26 protein-coding genes and 1 tRNA gene are annotated in these 21,336 nt (G+C 70.1%); 5 read left to right on the top strand and 22 right to left on the bottom strand.

Features of this window, described 5'->3' with window-relative positions; all coding sequences use genetic code 11:
• Positions 1-5 precede the first annotated feature (5 nt).
• The 4 genes from nuoD to ndhC form a co-directional block, all read right to left on the bottom strand.
• A complete protein-coding gene (gene nuoD / locus VNF71_16020) occupies positions 6-1,415 on the bottom strand; it encodes an NADH dehydrogenase (quinone) subunit D (protein HVA76061.1) in 1,410 nt (469 codons plus the stop codon).
• Complete coding sequence (locus VNF71_16015; protein ID HVA76060.1) at positions 1,412-1,939, bottom strand: NADH-quinone oxidoreductase subunit C; 528 nt, start codon at positions 1,937-1,939, stop codon at positions 1,412-1,414. The genes nuoD and VNF71_16015 overlap by 4 nt, the downstream gene beginning before the upstream one ends.
• Before the next feature lie 9 nt (positions 1,940-1,948).
• Complete coding sequence (locus VNF71_16010) at positions 1,949-2,482, bottom strand: NADH-quinone oxidoreductase subunit B family protein (GenBank protein HVA76059.1); 534 nt, start codon at positions 2,480-2,482, stop codon at positions 1,949-1,951.
• A gap of 121 nt (positions 2,483-2,603) precedes the next feature.
• A complete protein-coding gene (gene ndhC / locus VNF71_16005) occupies positions 2,604-3,134 on the bottom strand; it encodes an NADH-quinone oxidoreductase subunit A (GenBank protein HVA76058.1) in 531 nt (176 codons plus the stop codon).
• Positions 3,135-3,267: 133 nt separating this feature from the next.
• Here ndhC and VNF71_16000 point away from each other — a divergent pair, with 133 nt between their 5' ends.
• Positions 3,268-4,557: a geranylgeranyl reductase family protein gene (locus tag VNF71_16000; GenBank protein ID HVA76057.1), complete on the top strand. Its 1,290-nt coding sequence runs from the start codon at positions 3,268-3,270 to the stop codon at positions 4,555-4,557.
• Here VNF71_16000 and VNF71_15995 read toward each other — a convergent pair.
• Positions 4,554-5,819 (bottom strand): glutamate-1-semialdehyde 2,1-aminomutase, encoded by a 1,266-nt coding sequence (locus tag VNF71_15995; protein HVA76056.1) that lies wholly within the window; start codon positions 5,817-5,819, stop codon positions 4,554-4,556. The genes VNF71_16000 and VNF71_15995 overlap by 4 nt on opposite strands.
• The gene (gene hemB, locus VNF71_15990) at positions 5,812-6,795 is read right to left on the bottom strand and encodes a porphobilinogen synthase (protein HVA76055.1); all 984 of its coding nucleotides are present in this window, start codon (positions 6,793-6,795) and stop codon (positions 5,812-5,814) included. Before hemB ends, VNF71_15995 begins: the two co-directional genes overlap by 8 nt.
• Positions 6,796-6,876: 81 nt before the next feature.
• Here hemB and VNF71_15985 point away from each other — a divergent pair, with 81 nt between their 5' ends.
• Positions 6,877-7,341, top strand: a complete 465-nt coding sequence (locus tag VNF71_15985) for a nitroreductase/quinone reductase family protein (GenBank protein HVA76054.1) — start codon at positions 6,877-6,879, stop codon at positions 7,339-7,341.
• Here VNF71_15985 and cobA read toward each other — a convergent pair.
• The 14 genes from cobA to VNF71_15915 form a co-directional block, all read right to left on the bottom strand.
• Positions 7,315-8,781 carry a uroporphyrinogen-III C-methyltransferase gene (gene cobA / locus VNF71_15980; GenBank protein ID HVA76053.1) on the bottom strand — a complete coding sequence of 489 codons (1,467 nt, stop codon included), beginning with the start codon at positions 8,779-8,781 and terminating at the stop codon, positions 7,315-7,317. The genes VNF71_15985 and cobA overlap by 27 nt on opposite strands.
• 7 nt (positions 8,782-8,788) lie before the next feature.
• A complete protein-coding gene (gene hemC, locus VNF71_15975; protein HVA76052.1) occupies positions 8,789-9,682 on the bottom strand; it encodes a hydroxymethylbilane synthase in 894 nt (297 codons plus the stop codon).
• A 9-nt stretch (positions 9,683-9,691) separates the two neighbouring features.
• The gene (gene hemA, locus VNF71_15970) at positions 9,692-10,957 is read right to left on the bottom strand and encodes a glutamyl-tRNA reductase (GenBank protein HVA76051.1); all 1,266 of its coding nucleotides are present in this window, start codon (positions 10,955-10,957) and stop codon (positions 9,692-9,694) included.
• Positions 10,939-11,568 carry a bifunctional precorrin-2 dehydrogenase/sirohydrochlorin ferrochelatase gene (locus VNF71_15965; GenBank protein HVA76050.1) on the bottom strand — a complete coding sequence of 210 codons (630 nt, stop codon included), beginning with the start codon at positions 11,566-11,568 and terminating at the stop codon, positions 10,939-10,941. Before VNF71_15965 ends, hemA begins: the two co-directional genes overlap by 19 nt.
• Before the next feature lie 2 nt (positions 11,569-11,570).
• Positions 11,571-12,287 (bottom strand): redox-sensing transcriptional repressor Rex, encoded by a 717-nt coding sequence (locus VNF71_15960; protein ID HVA76049.1) that lies wholly within the window; start codon positions 12,285-12,287, stop codon positions 11,571-11,573.
• A gap of 9 nt (positions 12,288-12,296) precedes the next feature.
• Positions 12,297-13,100 (bottom strand): SAM-dependent chlorinase/fluorinase, encoded by an 804-nt coding sequence (locus VNF71_15955; GenBank protein ID HVA76048.1) that lies wholly within the window; start codon positions 13,098-13,100, stop codon positions 12,297-12,299.
• Positions 13,101-13,155: 55 nt separating this feature from the next.
• Positions 13,156-13,368, bottom strand: a complete 213-nt coding sequence (locus tag VNF71_15950; GenBank protein ID HVA76047.1) for a helix-turn-helix domain-containing protein — start codon at positions 13,366-13,368, stop codon at positions 13,156-13,158.
• 107 nt (positions 13,369-13,475) lie between these two features.
• Positions 13,476-14,285, bottom strand: coding sequence for a pyrroline-5-carboxylate reductase (proC, locus tag VNF71_15945; GenBank protein ID HVA76046.1), 810 nt, complete (start codon positions 14,283-14,285; stop codon positions 13,476-13,478).
• 145 nt (positions 14,286-14,430) lie between these two features.
• Entirely contained in the window at positions 14,431-15,693 is a 1,263-nt protein-coding gene (locus tag VNF71_15940) for a glycosyltransferase (GenBank protein ID HVA76045.1), read from the bottom strand.
• Positions 15,694-15,696: 3 nt separating this feature from the next.
• Positions 15,697-16,086: a helix-turn-helix transcriptional regulator gene (locus tag VNF71_15935; protein HVA76044.1), complete on the bottom strand. Its 390-nt coding sequence runs from the start codon at positions 16,084-16,086 to the stop codon at positions 15,697-15,699.
• 68 nt (positions 16,087-16,154) lie between these two features.
• A complete protein-coding gene (locus VNF71_15930; protein ID HVA76043.1) occupies positions 16,155-16,526 on the bottom strand; it encodes a response regulator in 372 nt (123 codons plus the stop codon).
• Positions 16,523-17,053, bottom strand: a complete 531-nt coding sequence (locus VNF71_15925; protein ID HVA76042.1) for a hypothetical protein — start codon at positions 17,051-17,053, stop codon at positions 16,523-16,525. Before VNF71_15925 ends, VNF71_15930 begins: the two co-directional genes overlap by 4 nt.
• Positions 17,054-17,111: 58 nt before the next feature.
• Complete coding sequence (locus tag VNF71_15920; GenBank protein HVA76041.1) at positions 17,112-17,792, bottom strand: hypothetical protein; 681 nt, start codon at positions 17,790-17,792, stop codon at positions 17,112-17,114.
• A complete protein-coding gene (locus VNF71_15915) occupies positions 17,789-18,079 on the bottom strand; it encodes a MoaD family protein (GenBank protein ID HVA76040.1) in 291 nt (96 codons plus the stop codon). Before VNF71_15915 ends, VNF71_15920 begins: the two co-directional genes overlap by 4 nt.
• Positions 18,080-18,175: 96 nt before the next feature.
• Between VNF71_15915 and VNF71_15910 the strand changes: the two genes are divergently transcribed.
• The 3 genes from VNF71_15910 to VNF71_15900 all read left to right on the top strand — a co-directional run bounded on the left by VNF71_15910 (position 18,176) and on the right by VNF71_15900 (position 20,853).
• Positions 18,176-18,799: a histidine phosphatase family protein gene (locus VNF71_15910; GenBank protein ID HVA76039.1), complete on the top strand. Its 624-nt coding sequence runs from the start codon at positions 18,176-18,178 to the stop codon at positions 18,797-18,799.
• 30 nt (positions 18,800-18,829) lie between these two features.
• Positions 18,830-19,417: a M48 family metallopeptidase gene (locus tag VNF71_15905; protein HVA76038.1), complete on the top strand. Its 588-nt coding sequence runs from the start codon at positions 18,830-18,832 to the stop codon at positions 19,415-19,417.
• 65 nt (positions 19,418-19,482) lie between these two features.
• Positions 19,483-20,853 (top strand): carboxyl transferase domain-containing protein, encoded by a 1,371-nt coding sequence (locus VNF71_15900; GenBank protein HVA76037.1) that lies wholly within the window; start codon positions 19,483-19,485, stop codon positions 20,851-20,853.
• On the opposite strand, the gene VNF71_15895 is transcribed toward VNF71_15900, so the two are convergent.
• Positions 20,782-21,075, bottom strand: a complete 294-nt coding sequence (locus VNF71_15895) for a hypothetical protein (GenBank protein HVA76036.1) — start codon at positions 21,073-21,075, stop codon at positions 20,782-20,784. The genes VNF71_15900 and VNF71_15895 overlap by 72 nt on opposite strands.
• Before the next feature lie 180 nt (positions 21,076-21,255).
• A tRNA-Lys gene (locus tag VNF71_15890) sits at positions 21,256-21,331 on the bottom strand.
• Between the last annotated feature and the right edge of the window lie 5 nt (positions 21,332-21,336).

Here is a 21,336-nt window from a genome sequence, read left to right as displayed (position 1 = left end):
GACCATCACCGGTCGACGTCACCCAGGACGGGATCGATCGTCGAGACGATCGCGATCGTGTCGGCGATTAGCGAGCCTCGCGCAAGGTGCGGAAGCGCCTGCAGGTTGGCGAAGCTGGCGGCGCGCATGTGCAGCCGGTAGGGGCGGGACGTCCCGTCGGAGACGATGAAGCACCCGCTCTCGCCGCGCGGGCTCTCGACGGGGACGTACGCCTCGCCGGCGGGTACCCGGAAACCCTCGGTGTATAGCTTGAAATGATGGATCAACGCCTCCATCGACTCGTCGATGCGGTTGCGCGGGGGCGGCGTCACCTTCTTGTCCTGCACGCGGAAGTCCCCGCTGGGCATCATGTCGGCGATCTGACGAATGATCCGCACTGACTCGCGGATCTCGTTGAAGCGGATGGCGTAGCGGTCCCAGCAGTCGCCGTTGGTTCCGACGATCACGTCGAAGTCGACGTCGTCGTAGGCGAGGTAGGGCATGTCTCGCCGGAGGTCCCATGCCACTCCCGTGGATCGCAGCAGCGGTCCGGTGAGCCCGAGGGCGATGGCGGTATCGGCGTCGACCGGGCCGACCCCCTGCAGGCGCCTCTGGAGGATCGGCTGGCCGGTGAGCAGGTTGTCGTACTCGTCCATGCGGCGCGGGATGGCCTCGCACAGTGCCAGGACGTCGTCGCGCCACCCATCCGGGAGGTCCGCTGCCACCCCGCCCGGACGGATGTAGTTGTGGTTCATCCGCAAGCCGGTCACTTTTTCGAAGAAAGACAGCACCATCTCGCGGTCACGCCATCCGTACACGAGCATGTTGATGGCGCCGATGTCGGCGCTGTTGGTTGCGAGCCACAAGAAGTGGGAGCTGATCCGGTTGAGCTCCGACATGAGCATGCGGATCCAGGTTGCGCGGGGCGGTATCTCGACCCCGAGGAGCCGCTCGACGCTGAGGGAAAAGGTCAGCTCGTTGAAGAACGGCGACAGGTAATCCATGCGGGTCACGTTCGTGGACCCCTGGTGGTACATCAGCTCCTCGCCGGTCTTCTCCATCCCGGTGTGCAGGTAGCCCACGACGGGCTTCGACCTCAGCACCGTTTCCCCGTCCAGTTCGACCATGACGCGCAGCACCCCGTGGGTAGACGGATGCGACGGGCCAAGGTTGAGGATCATGGTCTCGTCCTCGGGCGCCTCTACGTCGAGGTCCATCCGGTCGAGTCGCGGTCCCTCACCCGTGCGCACCGTGGTGCCCGACTCGATCCACATCTCGCGCGCGCTCGTGCGCTGGCGGGGCGCCATCTCCTGGTCACCCTCGTCGGTCTTGATCTCGAGCAGCCCGGCCATCTCCTCCCCGCCCGGTTGGACCCGGCCGAGGATCTTGTCCAGGAGGCTCGTGCGCCGAGCGGGATTGGTCGGCGTGTCGCTCACTTGGGGGACTCCTTGAACTGGACCGGGACGTGCCCCACGTCGTAGTCCTTTCGCAGCGGGTGACCTTCCCAGTCCTCCGGCATCAGGATTCGCGAGGGGTCCGGATGGCCGTCGAAGCGGATCCCGAACATGTCGTAGGTCTCGCGCTCGTGTGCCTCGACGCCGGGCCAAACGTCGAACAACGTCGGCACGTGGGGGTCGTCACCCGGCACCTGGCAGCGGACCCGGATCCGCTTGCGTTGCCTGAGGGAGAGGAGCTCGACGACTACCTCGAACCGCTCCGCCTTGACGCTCTCAGGCAACGACCGACCGGGATGGGTGAGGTAGTCGACGCCCGTCACCCCTACCGGCATCGCGTACCCATCGGCCTTCAAGGCCTTGCACAGCTCGACGTAGGAGTCGCGGTTGCAGTGCACGACTTCCGCTCCGAAGAATGTTTCAGTCGGGCACCCGTGCAGGGTCGCCGGCTGTGAGGGCGGCGCGGTATCGGTCATCTCCTCGACGGGTGGAGTCTGCTCGCTCATGGGTGTCGCTTACGCCGACCTTGGTGCAGCGAGTTGGATCCCTGCGCCTTCGCGTGCACCGGAGGGCGATATGCGGCGGGTGATCTCGCCGGTCCGGATCTTCTGGTGCAGGGTCAGGATGGAGTGGATGAGCGTCTCGGGTCCCGGGGGGCAGCCGGGCGCATACACGTCTACCGGGACGATCTGGTCGACGCCCTGGACGATGGCGTAGTTGTTGAACATGCCACCGGTGCTCGCGCACACCCCCATGGAGATGACCCACTTCGGCTCCATCATCTGGTCGTAGACCTGACGGAGCACAGGCGCCATCTTCTGGCTGACCCGCCCAGCGACGATCATGACGTCGGCCTGGCGCGGCGACGCTCGGAACACCTCCATGCCGAAGCGGGCGAGATCGAAGTTCGCGGCGCCCGTCGCCATCATCTCTATCGCGCAGCAAGCGAGCCCGAAGTTGGCGCCCCAGGAGCTCGAGGCGCGCGCCCACTTGACGAAACCCTCGAGCGTGCCGGTCAGGAAGTTGTGCTGGAGATCCTCAAGGCCCATGTACCGCCTCCTTGCGCTCCTCGCGTTGCTGGCGTTCTCGTGTGGGATCGAAGGCCCGTACCGCACCGTAGAACGGCGCGCCCAGCTGCTGCCAACCGACCTGCACCAGGTTCGGGAGCACCTACGCGCTCTCGACGTGTTCGGGTTGAGGCTGGCCGGCCGGCGCTCTCTCGGAGCCGGGGTCGAGCGGTCGCGGCGCAGCACCGCGGTACAACTCGCTGGGGCGCGGGACCCGGCGCACCGTTGCCGTGGGGCTGCGTACGAGGTCGACCGGGGCCTTGCCACCCCTGCGCGCTCTCGGGCCCCAGTCGAGCGCGCCGTTGGACACGAGGTAGGCGAAAGCGATGAATACGACCACCGCGAAGGCCGCCATCTCGGCGAGCCCGAACGTGCCGAGCTGGTGGTACATGACGGCCCAGGGATAGAGGAAGATCACCTCGATGTCGAAGATGATGAAGATCATCGCCACCAGGTAGAACCGCACAGGAAAGCGGGCGGCCGGCTGGTAGTGCGGGACGATCCCGGACTCGTACGGCCCTTCTTTCGCGGCGGTCGGACGCTTCGGACCGAGCAGCCTCGACCCCGCCACCGACGCGCCCGCGAAGAGGGCGGTCAGGGCCAGCATCAATACGATCGGGAGGTACTGGTCCATCGGCGGCCGATGTTAGTGCTGGCCCCTCTGGGCCGGTCCATTCCGGCTAGCCGGGCGGCGCCGGCAGGCCCCGGCGGCCCCGTCCGCCATGCCGGCCGCCGGCGGCGACCCTCCGGTCCTCTAAATTGCTTCCATGGATAGCGCCGCTCCCGCCCAGACGCGCCACTGTGACGTCTTGGTGGTAGGCGGCGGGCCGTCGGGGTCCGCGTGCGCGTACTGGCTCGCCTCGGCAGGCCATGACGTCGTCATGGTGGAGCGCAAGACCTACCCCCGCGAGAAGACCTGCGGGGACGGCCTGACCCCGCGGTCCGTGAAGCAGCTGGAAGACATGGGCCTGGGCGACGAGCTGGCTGGCGCCGGGCACCGCTACAGCGGCCTTCGCTCCCACGGCTTCGGGCGAACCCTCGAGTTGACCTGGCCGGGCCATCCCACCCTGCCCGGCTACGGGTACGTGATCACCCGCAAGGACCTCGATGCCCTCGTCGCCGAACGCGCGGCGAAGGCAGGCGCGACCGTGTGGGACGGGTCCGAGGCGACCGCGCCCATCGTCGAGGGCGGCCTGGTGCGGGGAGCCGACGTGAAGATCAAGCCCGAGGGTGACAGGCGGTCCCCCACCGGCGTAGCCGTCCGTGCCCGCTACGTGGTCGTCGCCGACGGTGCCAACTCGCGCTTCGGGCGCATCCTCGGCACGAGCCGCAACCGCGCCTACCCGCTGGGCATGGCGATCCGCGGGTACTGGACCTCGCCGCGCCACGACGAGCCGTGGATCGACAGCTGGCTCGACATACGGGACAAGGGCGGCAACGTGCTTCCCGGCTACGGGTGGATATTCCCGGTCGGCGACGGGAGGATCAACGTCGGGATCGGTCTGCTGTCGACCTTCAACCAGTGGAAGGCAGTCAACACGACGCACCTGCTGCAGAGCTTCTCCGAGTACGCCCCGCCGTCGTGGGACATCCGCCCCGAGACGGCCTGCGGGCCACCGACCGGGGGTCGCCTGCCCATGGGGATGTCCGTCGGGCCTCACGCCGGCCCGACCTGGCTGGTCGTGGGCGACGCGGGCGGGACGATCAACCCGTTCAACGGCGAAGGGATCGCCTATGCGTACGAGTCCGGCCGCATGGCGGCGGACGCTGTCAACCTCGCGCTCAGTACCGGCGACGGGATGGCGCTCCAGACCTACGAGAAGCGCCTGCAGGAGACTTACGCGCTCTATTACAAGGTGGCGCGGGCGTTCGTGAAGGTGATCGGGCGACCGGAGATCATGCGCACCCTCGTCACCACCGGCATGCGCAGCCGCTCCCTGATGGAGTGGGTGCTGCGGATCATGGCGAACATCCTCCGCCCGGACGAGATCGGCCCGGCCGAGGCGGCGTACAGGGCGCTGGCGGCGCTCGCCAGGCTCGTCCCCGAAGCCGCCTAAATAGGTTCACCCCCGGCGACTTCTCCGAACGCCTCGACGGTGCGCTCGAGGTCCGCGTCGCTGTGCGCGAGGCTCGGGAAAAAGACCTCGTAGGCGCCCGGGGCGATCGCCACTCCGCGTTCGAGCAAGCCGTGCATGAGCGGGGGGTAGCGGCCGGTCCCCGCGGAGGCCTTGGAACCTTCGTAGTCCGTGACCGGCTGATCGGCGAAGAACACGCCCAACAACGGGCCGGCCACTGGCACCTGCACGCCTGGACCCATGGCGTCGGCCAGCCCCGCGGCCAGGCGCCCGACCCGTGCGGAAAGTTCGCCGTATGCAGACCGATCCAGCTCGGCGAGCACCGCAAGACCAGCAGCGGTCGCCAGCGGATTCCCCGACAACGTCCCGGCCTGGTAGACGGCTCCGGCCGGGGCCAGCTCGTCCATCACGTCGCGGCGACCGCCGAAGGCTGCAAGCGGAAGGCCACCCCCGATCACCTTTCCGAAGCACCACAGGTCCGGTGTCACGCCGAATACCTCAGCGGCGCCGCCGTACGCGACGCGAAAACCCGTTATCACCTCGTCGAATACCAGGAGCGCTCCCGCGCGGTCGCATGCTTCGCGCAACCCGGCGAGGAACCCGGGCGCCGGTGGTACCAGACCCATGTTCGCCGCGACCGGCTCGACGATGACGCAAGCCACGTCGTCGCCGATCTCGGGGACGACGTTGTACGGAGCGACGACTGTGTCCGCGACTGCCGCCTTCGTGACGCCGGCGGACGCCGGAAGCCCGAGCGTCGCGACCCCGCTCCCGCCGCCGGCAAGGAGCCCGTCGCTGTGACCGTGGTAGCAGCCGGCGAAGAGCACGACCCTGTCGCGGCCGGTGGCGCCGCGCGCCAGGCGCACCGCAGACATCGACGCCTCCGTGCCGCTGGACACCAGGCGGACCTTGTCGCAGCCGGCGACCCGGGAGCAGATCTCCTCGGCCAGGAGCACCTCTCGCTCCGTCGGCGCCCCGTAGGACGTTCCGTCGCCGGCGGCGGCCCGGACGGCTTCGACCACCTTGGGGTGTGCGTGCCCGAGTATCGACGCCCCATAGGACTGGACGTAGTCGAGGTAGCGGGTCCCCTCGACATCCCACACGTACGCGCCCTCCGCCCGCTCCACGAAGTACGGGACGCCTCCGACGGATTTGAAGGCGCGGACCGGCGAGTTCACCCCGCCCGGGATCACCTTCTGGGCGCGCTCGAAAAGGGCCTCGTTGGTCGCCTCGCGATCACGCATTGAGAAGCTCGGCCACCTCAGCGGCCAGGTAGGTGAGTATCAGGTCGGCCCCGGCGCGCTTGATCGCGACGGTGTGCTCGAGCGCTACCGCCGGCCCGTCGATCCAGCCCCGCTCCGCCGCGGCCTTGATCATCGAGTACTCGCCGCTGACGTGGTACGCGGCGAGCGGGACGTCTACGCGCGAGCGGACCGCGGCGATGACGTCGAGGTAGGCGAGCGCCGGTTTCACCATGACGATATCGGCGCCCTCGTCGACGTCGAGCGCGACCTCGCGGAGCGCCTCGCGCGCGTTGCGGTTGTCCTGCTGGTACCCCTTGCGGTCGCCGCCGCATTGGATGGTGACGTCGACCGCGTCGCGGAACGGGCCGTAGAGCGCGGAGGCGTACTTCGCCGCGTAGGACATCACCGCGACGTCCGTGAACCCTCCCCCGTCCAGCGCGGCGCGGATCGCACCGACCTGCCCGTCCATCATCCCCGAGGGCGCGACCACGTGCGCGCCGGCGTCGGCTTGAGCGAGGGCGACCTGGCCGTAGCGGTCAAGGGTCCGGTCGTTGTCGACGCCGCCGGAGGAATCGAGGATCCCGCAGTGGCCGTGGTCCGTGTACTCGTCGAGGCAGAGGTCGGCCATGAGGACCACCGACTCGCCGAATTCCTCGGCGAGTCGGCGCAGGGCCACCTGCGCGATGCCGTCAGGGTCCGATGCGCCCGAGCCGACCGCGTCCTTGCGGCTCGGAACCCCGAACAGGACCACCGCAGGGACCCCGAGGGACGAGACGCGGTGGACATCCTTCACGAGCGACTCCACCGTGTGCTGGACCACCCCCGGCAACGACGCTATGGGCTGTGGCTCCTCGATCCCCTCCCTTACGAACATCGGCGCGATGAGGTCCGAGGGGCTGAGCGACGTCTCGGCGACCAGGTCGCGCAAGGCGGGGGTGCGGCGCAACCTGCGCATCCGGGAAGCCGGGAAGACCATGCGACAAAGGTACCGTCGTGCGGCGCCTGTCAGCGCTGCCCGGGTAGCTTGCGGCGTTCCAGAATGGACGGAGGAGGTTCGATGGCAGCTCACTACCGCCGGCCGGGGTGGTTCACCAAGCACGTGGCCAACGGGATCGTGGCGGGGGCCACCCGCCTGGGCATGAGCATGCGGGGAAGCAGGGTGCTCGAAGTTCGCGGTCGCAAGACCGGCCAGCAGAGGCGGGTCCCGGTCAACCTCCTGGAGGTGGGCGGCGAGCGCTTCCTCGTGGCGCCGAGGGGCGAGACGGAGTGGGTGCGCAACGTCAGGGCGGCCGGCGGGAGACTCGCCTTGCTGCTCGGTGGCAGGCGGGAGGAACTGGTCGGCACCGAGGTCACCGGCGACGACAAGACGTGGATAATCCGCGAGTACCTCAGGAAATGGAAGTCCGAGGTAGGGGTGTTCTTCGACGGGGTGGGTCCTGACTCGACCGACGAGGAGATCGCCACGATCGCGCCCCGTCATCCCGTGTTCCGGCTTTCAAGCGCGGGGCAGCACTCCGAGTAGCGCTTCGATGAGACCGTCGACGGTGTGAGGCGAAGCGACCGCGTCGACCCGCATGCCGGCGTCCTCCGCGGTCGACGCTGTGGCCGGCCCGATGCACACCACTACCGGCGGCACCGCTTTGACCCCGCAGGACTCTACGAAGCCTGTGACCGTCGACGACGACGTGAAGCAGACGGCGTCGGCCTCGGCGACGAGCGACCGCGTCTGCGGGTCGGCCGGCTCCCGCACCGTCTGGTAGGCCTCGACGAGATCCACGTCCCACCCGGCCGCCGCTAGGCCGAGCGGGAGGACCTCCCTTCCCTCGGCGGCACGCGGCAGCAGAACGCCGGTTCCCGCCGGTCCGGGGGGATCGGGGAATGCCTCGAGCAGTGATTCCGCCGTCTGGCTGTCCGCCATCAGGTCGGGGACGATCCGGTACCTGCGCAGCGCGTCCGCGGTGGCGGGGCCGACCGCTGCGACACCCGTCTCCGACAGAACCCTCGCGTCCGGGATCAGGTCCATCAGCGCGTCGACAGCGTTCGCCGAGGTGAACACCACCCACCCGTACGCGCCATCGACGAGGGCGGCCGCTGCCCGGCGCAGACCGTCGCCTCCATCCGACGGAGGGTCGATCCTGATCGTCGGCACCTCGACGGGCCGGGCCCCGAGATCCCGCAGCCGCGACGACAGACCGGATGCCTGCGAGCGGGCGCGCGTGACCACGATCCGGCGCCCGAACAAAGGCCGCGACTCGTACCACCTCAAATCCAGCCCCGCAACGGCGCCGATCACCATGGTGACCGGGGGGTTCAGAGGAGTCGAGGCGAGCTCGTCCAGGCGCACCCGCACGGAGCTCTGCTCGGGCCGGGTACCCCAGCTCACCGCAAGTACCGGGGTGGACGGATCCAGCCCGCCTGCCATCAACCTCGCCGCGATCTGGTCGCGGTGCGCAACCCCCATCAGGACTACGATCGTCCCGCCGGCGCGTGCCAGAGCCTCCCAGTCGGTCTCCCGGTCGACGGCGTGGCGGCTGTGCCCCGTTACGACGGTGAACGACGTCGCCATCCCGCGGTGCGTCACGGGTGTACCTGCGTACGCGGGGACGGCGATCGCCGACGTGACGCCCGGGACGATCTCGAACGGCACCCCGGCGTCCATCAGGGCCAGCGCCTCCTCGCCGCCGCGCCCGAACACGAACGGGTCGCCGCCCTTCAACCTGACGACGCACCGCCCGGCCTTGCCTTCGGCCACGATCAGCTGGTTGATCTCGTCCTGGTGAGCCGGGCCTCCCGGCTCCTTGCCGACGTCGATCCGGCGCGCTCGGGTGGGTGCGAGGTCGAGGAGGCTGGCGTCGGCCAGGCGGTCGTGGACCACGACGTCGGCGCGTGAGAGCAGCTCGGCGCCGCGGACGGTCAGCAGCCCCGGGTCGCCGGGGCCGGCACCCACGAGGTAAACGGTCACCCGCCGCTCACCCCGCCAGGAGGTCTGCGCCGCCGGAGACCAGGAGCTCCTCGGCGAGGTCGGCTCCGAGAGAGGCCGGCGCTCCGACCCCACCGCGGCGGCTCGAGCGCAGCATCACCCTCCCGTCAGGAGAAGCCAGCATCCCCTCGACCTTGACCTCGTCGCCATCGAGACGAGCGTACGCGCCTACCGGAAGGTCGCATCCGCCTCCCAGACGCGCGAGGAAACCGCGCTCACAATCGAGCGCTACCCGGCTCGGTCCGTGCTCGATCGCCGCCAGCAGCTCGAGCACGCCGGCGTCGCCGTCCCGGCACTCGACCGCGAGACAGCCCTGCCCTACTTGCGGCAGCATCGCCGACTCGTCGAGCACCTCGTCGGCGCGGTCGAGAAGGCCGAGCCTTGCCAGCGCCGCTGCCGCCATCACCACGCACCCCCCAGCGGGAACCTTCTCCAACCTGGTTGCGATGTTGCCGCGCAGGCTGGTGAAGGTGAGGTCGGGGCGGATCCACGCCAGCTGCGCCCGCCGGCGCACCGATCCGGTCGCGACCCTGGCTCCCGCCGGCAGGTCGCCGAGAGTCGAGCCCACCAGGGCATCGCGCGGGTCGCCGCGCTCGGGGACCGCCGCGATCGCAAGCCCGGGCGCTGGCACCGACGGCAGGTCCTTTGCCGAGTGGACGGCCACGTCCGCCCGCCCGTCGAGGACGGCCGCCTGTACCTCCTTGACGAACACGCCCTGGCCGCCGATCTCCCAGATCGGAACGTCGAGCCTGCGGTCACCCGACGTCTCTACCACGACCAGCGAAACTTCGACACCTTCGATCGCCGCGCCGATCAGCCGCGCGACCTCACCGGCCTGCCAACGCGCGAGCTCGCTCCCCCGTGTCGCTATACGCAGGCGCAACTCGGGCGTCTAGAGGTCGAACAGCTGCCGCAGCGCCTGTGCCAGCTGCTCGCCGCCTGGACCGCCCGCGGACGTCTTCAGCGCCACCGTCGGGTCGTGGAGGATCTTGGCGACGATGCCGCGGCTGAGCGCCTCGACGGCCTGCGCCTGCGCGGGCGACAGGCCGGCGAGCCGGCGGGCGAACCGCCGCATCTCGGCCTCGCGGATCTCCTCCGCGCTGTCGTGCAGCGCTGCCACGAGCGGCGCGACCTGCCGCTGCGCGGCGACGTCGACGTAGCGCTCGACTTCCTCCGCGACGATGGCCCGCGCGAGCGGGACCTCAGCGCGGCGTCCGTCCATCGCCTTCGACGCGAACGCCGACAGGTCGTCCATGTCGAGCAGCGTGACGCTGGGCAACGAACCCACCGACGGGTCCACGTCGCGAGGCACCGCTATGTCGACGATGAGAAGCGGGCGGCCCTCCCGGGCCTCCATCAACGGTTCCAGGTCAGCCGCCTCGAGCAGCACATCCGCAGATCCGGTCGAGGCGAGCAGCACATCGGCCTGAACGAGAGCGGAGGGCAGCGCGTCCCACTCGATCGCCCGGCCGCCGCAGCGCGCCGCCAGCTCTGTCGCCCGGCTCCACGTCCGGTTGACCACGACCAGCTCGCCGTCGCCATCCAGAGCGCCGGCCAGGGCCTGGGCCATCGCCTCGCCCATCTCGCCGGCACCCATAACAACTGTCGTGACACCCGACAACGACCCGAGCTTCTCCCCCGCCAGCGCCACCGCCGCCTGCGAGAGCGACGTGGTGCCCCGCGAGATTGCGGTCTCGGAGCGGACGCGCTTGCCGACCTCGAGCGCCTGGCGGAACAGCATGGACAGGACAGGCCCGGCGGTGCCGTGCTCGCGAGCGGCGTCCCAGGCGGAACCGACCTGGCCGAGGATCTCGCTCTCGCCGAGCACCGCGGAGTCGAGGCCCGCGGCGACGGTGAACAGGTGGCTCGCAACCGCCTCGTCGTGATACTCGTACAGGTGGCCGGCGAAGTCCTCCGGCGGGCGGCCGCTCCACGCGGACAGGAAGTTCCGGATGTCGGCGATGGCGGTGTGAAAACGGTGGGCGACCGCGTAGATCTCCGTGCGGAGGCAGGTCGACAGGACGACGACCTCGGTCAGGTTCTCGTGCGCGGCAAGGTCGTGCAGCGCCTTGGGAAGGCGCGCCGGACCGACCGTCATCGGCTCCAGCGCCGACAAAGGCACCATGCGGTGGTTGAGACCTACTGCGACGACAGACACGCCTGGAGGCGCTCCCTTGCCAGGGCCACCTGGCCCGTTCGGATCAATTCGAGCATGTCGGAATTCAGCGCCGTGCGCCAGTCGACGTCCTCTGTTGAACGCCCGGCCGCCTTCATCTGTTCCCTGGCGTCCGACAGCCACTCGGCGAGCAACGCCACCTCCGGGCCGAGTTGTCCGGCCACCTTCTCACGGATCCACCCCGCCAGCGCCGGGCTGTGCCCGGACGTGGACACCGCGACCACGACCGGCCCCTGGCGCACCACCGCCGGCAAGGTAAACGAGCACGCCGGCGGGTCGTCCACCGCGTTGACCCAGACACGCTCAGCTTCGCCGTCGGCGTGGACCCGCCGGTTCACCGCCGGGTCGTCCGTCGCGGCCACCGCGAGCCACGCCCCATCGAGATCACCCTTGCGGTACTCCCTCTCCTCGACCGATACGCCAGCCAGGCCCCGGATCGCCGTGCTGACCCGAGGCGCGACAACCACGACCTCGGCGCCGGCGGCCGACAACCCCTCTGCCTTGCGCGCAGCGACCGGTCCACCTCCCACGACCACGCAACGCCTCCCCGCGACGACGAGGTTCACCGGGTACACCGGGACGTACGAGTCCACCCTCAACCCCCGATCGGCGCTGCCTGCGCGGGCGCACCCTCAGGCCGGCGGGCCGGATCAGCCTCAGGCCGGCGGGCCGGCGGCGTTGCGATCTGGTGTTCCTGGTAGAAGCTCAGGATCTGGAGCTCGATACCCAGGTCCACCTGCCGGAGGGCGACCCCCCGCGGAACGCACACCGTCGTCGGCGCGAAGTTGAGGATCGACCGCACTCCTCCTTCTACGGCGAGATCCGCCACCGCTTGAGCGGCTGACGCCGGAGTGGTGAGGATCGCGACCGCGACGCGCTCCGCGCGCATCACCTCCGGCATGCTCGCCACCGAGGCGATGGTGACGGGGCCGATGGCGGTGCCGATCTTGGTGGGATCGTTGTCGAACGCTGCGATCACCTGGAACCCCCGCGCCGGGAGCCCGCCGTAACCGGCGAGGGCCTGCCCCAAGCGTCCCGCGCCGATGATCGCCACGCGGTGCGCCTCGCCCAGACCGAGCTGCCGGTTGATCTGCATGAGGAGGTAGGCGACGTCGTAGCCGACCCCTCGCGTGCCGTACGAGCCCAGATAGGAGAGGTCCTTGCGGACCTGCGCGGCGTTGACGCCGGCGCGGCCGGCGAGCGCCTCGGAGGAGATGGTCGCCTCGCGTTCTGCTGCGATCTCGTCCAGCGCCCTGAGGTAGAGAGGAAGCCTCGCTACGGTCGCTTGCGGGATCCGCCGCGCGGATGCCATACCCCGATGCTACCGGCGGTCCTCGCCGGGCCGAGCCGGCGATAACCGCACGGCGTCGCCTTCGTGCAACCCGAGCCGGGAAGCCGCCGGCGCACGGTCCAGGGCCAGCGCCAGCAACCCGTACGAGTCGGTCACGAGCCCGAGTTCGCCGCTGGCGAGGTCACCGAAAGCTGCCACCCGCCGAGCCCCGACACACCCGCCGCCGGCGGCGACTTGCACGGTGTCGCTCACGCCCTCCCCGCGCGTGTTCAGCTGAGCGTTGCCGAACCGGTCGACCCACAGCACTTCGCACGCCACCACGCCGTCAACCCCGGCGGCGGCGATTCTGACCTCACCGCCCATGAGGCTCGACGGGTCGACGGCAACTCCCGCGTCGGCCAGCGTCCACTCCCCAGAGGCCAGCCGGGCAGCCACGGGAGCGAACAGGTCGCGCCCGGCGAAGGTTGCACCCGAATCCTGCGCAGCGACCGGCAGGGCCAGAAGCTCGACGGCCGCGGTGACACCGCCCAAGGCCCGGGCTGCCGGTGCGAGCAGCCCGTTGTCCGGGCCGACGAGGGTCACTCCGGCGCCGGCAACTTCCAAGGCGACGGCGCGCCTCGGGGTCCCCACGCCGGGGTCCACGACGGCCAACACGACGCTCCCCCTCAACCAGGGACCGCACCTCCACAGGGCGAGCGACCCGGCTCGGACATCGTGCGCCCGGATCCGGTGGTTCAGGTCGACGACTCTCACGCCGGGCGCCTCGGAGACAATGACGCGGTGAACGATCCCGACGAACTCGTCGTCGAGGCCGTAGTCGCTGAGGAAGACGATCGGCCGGGCTATGAGATCTACCAGGGGGGCAAGTGCCGGAAGCGAACCCGGGGGTTCAGCCTGCCTGCGTGTACTGCCCGGCGAGGTAGCGGTCCACGTCGTCCTCCCGGATCCGGTACGAACGACCGACCCTCACCGCCGCCAGCTGTCCCGACTGCACGAGCCGGTAGACGGTCATATTGGAGACCCTCAGCTGGTCAGCTACCTCGGCGACAGTGACGAACCTCGGCCTCGCTTCGCCCGACTGCACGTGTGGCTTTCGTTGCACGCGTCCTACCACCCTTCTCCGTGTCACGAGGGTACGCCAGTGAGGCTCCGGTGAAAAGGGGGGCTCATGAGATATGGGGAAAGACCGGCAGGTTCGCGGGTCCCCTCCTAGGTCCCCAGTTCGCGGGCGCGCTGGGTGGCAGCGGCGACCGCGTCGAGGATGGCGCTGCGCACCCCCGCAGACTCCAGCGCACGCAGGCCCGCAGCGGTCGTGCCTCCCGGGGACGTGACCGCCGCTCGCAGGGTAGACGGCTCGTCCCCCGTCTCGTCGAGCAACCGGGCCGAGCCGAGCAGGGTCTGGATGGCGAGCTGCCGGGCGACAGGGCGGGTGAGCCCGACCAGCACCCCGGCGTCGATCAAGGCCTCCGCCACCAGGAACACGTAAGCCGGTCCCGAGCCCGAAAGGCCTGTCACGGCGTCGAGGGCGGACTCGTTGACAGTTACGACGGTGCCGACCGCCTGCAGGATCCCCGAGGCCCATGTGAGGTCGTCGGGGCCGGCGCTGGCCCCACCGGCGATAGCCGACGCCCCTGCACCGACGAGGGCCGGGGTGTTGGGCATCGCCCGCACCACCGCCGGGCCGGCGCCCAACCACGCCTCGAGTGAGCTGGTCGTGACGCCGGCGGCAATGGAGAGCACCCGCGCCACGCCGGCCGGCACGAGGTCCCGGCACGCCGTTTGCACATCCGCGGGCTTGACCGCGATGACGGCCCCGTCGGGCCTGCCGTGCTCGTCCAGTGCCGCGCGAACGTTCTCTGCCAGGCGCAGGGCCGGGTAGCGCGACGCGAGGTCTTTTCTCCGGGACTCGTACGGTTCCACGACCGTGATCGACTCCGCCGGTGCCCAGCCGCTGGCGATGAGGCCGCCGGCGAGCGCCTCGCCCATCTTCCCGCCGCCGAGCAGCATCAACGACCCCACGCCGGCCACCCTATGCGGGTCGTGGCGCCGCCGCCCGGGTTTGACCCACAGGCCGTTCGCACTTCCCCGAACGAACGAGTCCCGCGAACGCCCCCGGGTCGACGGCACTGGCGACAGTACCGGTACCCCAGGGGGGCGGCAAGGTCTATCCGCAGGCGACCAGAACGGCGCTGGTCAGGGCCTCGACTCGCTCCCAGAGGTCGGCCGCGGCAGCCTTCCACGTGTAGTCGCCGGCCCTCGACGCAGCCGCATCTCCCATCCTCGCCGCGGTCTGCGGATCGCCCAGGAGCGCCGCCAGCGGGGCGGCGTAGTCAGCCGGATCCCGGCCTTCGACCAGGTAACCGGTGCGCCCGTGGTCGACCAGAGTGGTCAGTCCCCCAACCGCCGACGCCACTACTGGGATCCCGCACGCGGCCGCCTCGAGCGCCACTAGTCCGAACGACTCGGAGTGGCTCGGCACGACACACACGTCCGCGGCCCGATAGTAGGTGGAGAGGCGCTCGTGTGGCTGTGGCGGCAGCAACCTCACTGCGTCGTCGAGTCCGTACACCCGGATGCGGCGCTCGACCTCCGCCATCTCCGCGTCACCGTGCGGACCGCTCGGGCCGCCGATGAGCACGAGGCCGGTCTCGCGCAGGCGGTCGCGGCCGCGGGAGCGGATCTGTGCGAGCGCTTCCACCGCGACGGTCGGGCCCTTGAGCGGTTGGATGCGGCCGGCGAATACGACCACCGGGGCGGCTTCCTCCAGCCGCGTGGCGCGGCGCGCCTGCCCCCGGTCACCCGGGCTGAAGAACGCGTGGTCGACGCCGGGAGCGACCGTGACGATCCGATCGGGGTTGGCGCCGTAGAGATCGACCAGCTGCTGCGCTTCCACGCTGCAGGACGCGACCACCGCGTCCGCGCACCCGACTATCTGCGATTCGGCGATGGCGCGGCGCGCGGGTTCCTGGAAAGAGATCTCCTCCGGGCTGGCGTCCGCCTTGACGCGGTCGAGCGTGTGGAAGGTGACGAGCAACGGCAGCTCGAGCTCGTGCTTGAGCGCGTGGCCAGCGAGGCCCGAGAGCCAGTAGTTGGCATGGATCGCGTCGACCTGGCGGCCGGCGGCCGCCAGCGCCGCGAGCCTGCCGCCGACGCCGCGCGTCCACGCCGGCACCAGCTCCGACAGCGACTCCTTGGCGACCGCGCATCGAGGTCCGGCGGGGACGTGGTGCACCCGGAAACCCGGTTCGACCTGGACAACGCTCGGAGCGTCCACCGACTCGGTCCGCGTGAACACCTCGCACTCCACGCCCGAGCGCGCGAGCGCCGCGCACAGTTCCCGGACGTACACGTTCATGCCGCCGCCGTCGCCCGTACCCGGCTGCGCGAGCGGAGAAGTGTGCATCGACAGCACTGCGATGCGGGGCACGACCTACCCGGCCTCCTCGTCGGACGGGGGCTTGGAGGGACGGGCCGTCTCGTTTTCCCGCCTGAACGACAGGTAGATGCGCAGCAGCGTCTGCTTCTGATCCTCCGTCAATCCCGGTTCGCCGAGGATCGCGTGAGTCAGGTCACCGTCTCCTTCGCGTGGGTCGAGTATCCCGGCGCGGATGTAAAGGGTCTCCGCCGAAATGCGCAGCGCCTTGGCGATCTGCTGCAGTATCTCCGCAGACGGCCGGCGCAGGCCGCGCTCGATCTGGCTGAGGTAAGGGTTCGATATACCCGCCATGTCGGACAACCGGCGCACCGACAGGCGCGCGACGGATCGCTGCTCCCGGATGAACTCGCCGAGCTCTCGCCAGGGATCGGGAAAGTCGTTCATCGGGGCACCGTCCGAGCGATGCCGCCCCGATCTGTGCCGACTGATCCGCTCACGAGGTCGCTCATCGCTCAGGCGGGGAGCATCTCTGCTATCAGGTCGAGCAGCTGCACCGACGAGAACGGCTTGGTGAGGAACGCATCCGCGCCTGCGGCCCTGCACTCGTCCTCGAGGCGCGGGTCGTCGCGCGCCGTCAGGATGACGACCTTGGCCCGGTCGTGATCGAGCCGCCGGCACACCTCGACGCCGTCGATACCGGGCATCATGATGTCGAGCACGACGACGGCGGGTTGTCTCTCGGATGCAAGGCTCAAGGCGGACGCGCCGTCGCGGGCCTCGACGACCTCGAACTCGTCGGCCTCCAGCACCGCCCGCACCAACCGGCGGATCATCTCGTCGTCGTCGACCACGAGCACCAGCCGTGGCCGAGTTGCGGACTTCACGGCAGCAGGCTGTCGACCGTCGCCTCGCCGGTGCCGTACCGCCGCACGATCTCGTCCTGGAGCCGGTCGAGCACTTCGAACACCGACCGCCTCTGCGAGGAAACGGTCTTCTCGAGTTCGACCAGGCCCTCGCAGGCGGACGACACCTCGGAGTCCTCGAGAGAGTCGATCTTCGCGAGGTGGCTCGCCGGTATCACTGCTTCGAGGCGTGCCTCCAGCTCCGGATCCAGCTCACCGGGGCCCATCAGAGCGGGCAGGCGACCCAGGCCCGGGGCGTGCACGTGGTCGGACAGGATGGTCGGAAGTTCCTCGACCAGAGACGTCAGGTCGCTGTGACCTTCGCCGTCGCGCCGGAGCCGCTGCTCCGCCAAGAGGATGTCCAAGCGGCCCTGGATGATCCGGCGGAGGTAGGACAGCCCGGTCTCGACTTCCGTAGCTTCGTTGCGGCGCGTTCGTACATCTGCCAGCGACCAGCCCTCCAGGCCATCGAGGTAGCCGGGAGCCAAGACGTCCTCGAGTCGAGCCACCGTACGGGGAGGCTACCGCACGGCCCGGATGTAGGTCGCCTCCGCGCCGGAACGGCGCTCAGCGCTGCACGACGGTCGAGACCAGGATCGCCCACACGGGGGCCGCGAGGATCATCGAGTCAACCCTCCGCAGCGCCGGCAGCCTGTCCCACCCCGTCGCCCGGCCGGCGAGCCAGACACCCACCGGAGCGACCAGTCCGGTCATGCCGACGACCAGCCACGACCGGGTGCCGGTGAACGGCGGCACCAACACTGCGGCGACGAACACGGCGAGCACGCCGACCGTCAGCAGGCCGGCGCCCACTCCGGGCCAGCCTCCGGTGCCGCGACCGTTGCCGTTGAGATAGCTTGCCGCGTCGTAGAGGCAGACGACGAATGCGAGCGTTAGACCAAGGTTGGCGCCCTGCGCGTCAGCGACGATGAAAGAGATCGCGGCTGCTATAGGGCCGCCCACCGCGACGGCAACGGCCGGGGCACGCAGCGGACGGGGCACCGCCCGGAGCGCCGACACGGATGCGATAACGGCAGCGGGGACCACGACGAGCCCGACCGCCAGCGATCCCATCACGCAGGAAGCAAGGAGCAGCGCGGCCCAAAGCACCCCGCGCGCGGCCACAGCCAGTTGTGTGGTGCCCGTCTTGTTCTCGGCGGCCGCCCTTCCGCGGGCGACGACCCTCGCCGGCGTTTGGGTCCTTACCCTGCGGCGACCCGCAACGACGAGCTCGCTTGCGATGCTCATCCGTAGCCTCCCGATACCGGCGGGAGTACCGCCACCTCGTCACCGTCGCGAAGAGCCGTGGCCTCTTCGGCAGGCTCGCCGTTGACCCACACGCGGCAGCCTTCGAGAATCGCGGTGAACGCCTCGCCGTGCCGCCGGCGGGCGCCGTCCAGCACCTCCGCCAGCGTGGCGGCGTCGACCGACTCCTTCGCGACGCCGGCGGCCTGGCGCGCTGCCGCGAAGAACAGGAGTGTCACGCCGGCCGGGGCGCGCTCCTCTCGAATGCTTTCGGGGGCCACCTCACCCATCAAACCCTCTCGTGCCAGCTGCGTACCTTCTCCTCGTGCGGTGTGAACCTACCCGGCAACGACTTCTTTTTCTCACCTGGCCTAGCCTTGCCTGCAATGCCCGGTCGACTCGTCGTCATCCGCCACGCGCAGTCCGAATGGAACGCCGCGGGCTTGTGGCAGGGGCACGCCGATCCGGTGCTGTCGGACGAGGGTCGCCGCGAGGCCCGCGCGGCCGGCAAGCGGCTCGCAGAGCTGGATTCCTTCGACGGGGTCTTCTGCTCCGATCTCTCCCGCGCGGTCGAGACCGCCGAGATCCTGACGGCGTCGATGGGATCGATCCCTCCGCCGGTTGTCGAACCCGGGCTTCGCGAGTACGACGTCGGTGAGTGGAGCGGGCGGACCCGCGACGAGATCGAGATCCGCTGGCCGGGTGACATCGCGCGCTTCAGTTGCGGTGAGTTGCCAGCGCCCCCCGGCGGCGAGACCCGGTCGGCGTTCGACGATCGCGTGTCGGAGGCCGCAGCGAGGATCGGCCGCGCGGCCGAGTCGGCGGGTTTCGGCGCCATCCTCGTCGTCGCCCACGGCGGCGTGGTGAGGGCGCTGGCGCGCCTGGCCTCCGCGGCGGAATACCGCGTCGGGCACCTTGCGGGTTACCGCGGACGGCACAACGCCGGCGGTCTGTTGCCCGAGGAGCCGATCGACCTCCTCGAGCTCGAGCTCGCCTCCGATCCGTCCTAACCGTCCCTCTCCTCGGGTACGGTCCGGTCCATGAAGGTCGAGGTGGTCCGCAGTCCCCGCCGGCGCAAGACCGTGCAGGCACGCGAGGTCGGTGGGGTGCTGCGGGTCTCCATCCCCGCCAACATGACCAAGGCCGAGGAGGATCACTGGGTCGCCGAGATGCTTCGCCGGATGCAGCGCAAGTCCGCGGCGAACCTGATCGATCTCGAGGAGCGCGCACGCGTCCTGGCCGGTCGTTACGGGCTGAGGGAACCTGTGGCGATCCGGTGGGTCGACAACCAGGAGTGGCGGTGGGGTAGCTGCACCCCGGCCGACGGGTCCATCCGCATCTCGTCCAGGTTGGCGAGGGAGCCGGGATGGGTGATCGACTACGTCGTCGTCCACGAGCTGGCGCACCTTTCGGTGCCGGGTCACGGCGCCAGGTTCTGGTCGTTGGTGGAGCGCTACCCGCTGACCGAGCGTGCCCGGGGATTCCTCATCGCCCGGGGGCTGGAGCACGCAACAGGAGAGGACAACGATTCCCACCTTGCGCCCGCTGGCGCTGCTCATGCGCCCGCCGGCGCCCCGGTTCCGCTCGGCCAGATCGGGCTGTTCCCCTCCGGCGAGCTGGCCGGGTAACCACACCGTGCGCCCGGCTGTCAGAGTTCGGTGATGACGGCCGTCAGCACGCGGGGGTGACCGCCGTGAACGCAGATCCGCCGGCGCAATTATCGGTCCGGCTCCGGGCGATGGCCTCGGGAGCGACCACCGCCGGCCTGGCGCGTCTGCCTGTGACCGGCCGGCGGGTGGTGCTCGTGCACGTGTCGAGCGGGCAGCGGCGCGGCGCGCTCAGCGTCAGCGACAGCGACACCATCGCTGCGGGTGCCCGCATGGCCCTCGACCAGCGCCTGCCCTTCGTCATGGTGCTCACCTCGTCGGGCGCCGACGTGTTCGAGGGCGTCGCCTCTCTCGACGGTTGGGGGCGGGCCGCTCGCGCGATGTACTCCTGTTCGGGCATCGTGCCGACCGTCATCGTCGCCTACGGGCTGGCGCTGTCCGGGCCGGCCTTGCTGCTCGGCATGGCAGACGTCGTCGTGATGACACCCGAGGCGGTCGCGTACGTGTCGGGCCCCACGGCGGTCGCCGCGATGACTGGCCTGCAGTTGACGCCGGCGGAACTCGGTGGCCAGCGGGTCCACGCCCGTTCGACCGGTGTGGCGGCACTGCTGGCCGACAACGCGGACCACGGGCTGGAGGTCGCCGCGGCTGCTCTCGACTACTTGCCGGACCACGCCGACGAGGAACCGCCGGCGTGGCCCACCGACGATCCCTTCGATCGCGCGACTCCGTCACTGCGGGACCTGTTGCCTTCGAGCGCAAGCGGTTCCTACGACGTTCGCACGGCCGTGTCGGCGGTTGCCGACGACGCCGAGTTCCTCGAGTTCCGGGCGGCCTGGGCGCCTCAGCTGTGCACGTTGCTGTGCCGGATCGACGGGCACCCGGTAGGGGTGGTCGCCAACCAGCCGCAGTCGATGGCAGGAACGCTCGACATCTCGGCGTCACAGAAGGGGGCGCGCTTTGTCGCTTTCTGCGACTCGTTCAACGTCCCGTTGCTGACGCTGGTCGACACCCCCGGATTCATGCCCGGCAAGGACCTCGAGTGGCGCGGCATGATCCGCCACGGCGCGCAACTCGTGTTCGCGTACGCCGAAGCGACGGTGCCGCGCGTGTGCCTGATCCTGCGCAAGGCGTTCGGCGGCGCGTACATCGTCATGGACTCCAAGGGCATGGCCAACGACCTGTGCCTCGCGTGGCCGTCAGCCCAGGTCGCGGTGATGGGCGCTCAAGGCGCGGTCCAGATCCTTCACCGCCGCGAGGACGCGTCGACGCAGGCCCGCCTCGTGGAGGAGTACGAGGAGACCTACCTCAACCCATACGTCGCTGCCGCGCGTGGCTTCGTCGACCAGGTTGTCGACCCCGCCGAGACCCGCAAGGCCGTGGCGTCAGCCTTCCGGATGCTCGCGACCAAGCGAGAGCGGATCGTCGCCCGCAAGCACGCCAACAGCCCGCTCTGAGGCGCTGGCCGGCGCCGGCAGTCCCCTGTGGTCGGCGCACGTGGCTGCCAGCGGGTCCCGCTCCACTTCGTCTTCTGCAATCTGCCGGCCGCAGGTACCGCAGCGTCCGTAAGTGCCGTCGTCCAATCGGCGCAGCGCGGCCTCGACCGCTTCGAGGTCGCCCGCGATCCGGTCGAGCGTCTCCGTGTACCCGACCGCCACGGTCGCCTCGTCCTCACTCATGCCCGCAACGCTAATTGCCTGGAGCCTGCCGCCGGCGCACCCCGGTCGCCGGCGCTTCGGTCCGAGTGGGTAGCCTAAGTATCCTCAGGGACTAGTTAAGTTACCCAGTACGGGCGTCGCCGGCGTCGCCGCCCGCCTCTACCCTCCTCCGACTCTCGCTCCCATAACGGGGCAGATCCGTGGTGGGCCGCCAGGGTCTCGAACCCTGCACCTTGGGATTAAAAGTCCCCTGCTCTACCGGATGAGCTAGCGGCCCGTATG

The organism is Acidimicrobiales bacterium, assembly GCA_035533095.1.
In the GTDB taxonomy this organism is placed as follows: Bacteria; Actinomycetota; Acidimicrobiia; order Acidimicrobiales; family Palsa-688; genus DATLUM01.
The sequence above is the reverse complement of the archived record's forward strand: the minus strand, read 5'-3'. Positions and strand labels throughout refer to the sequence as shown.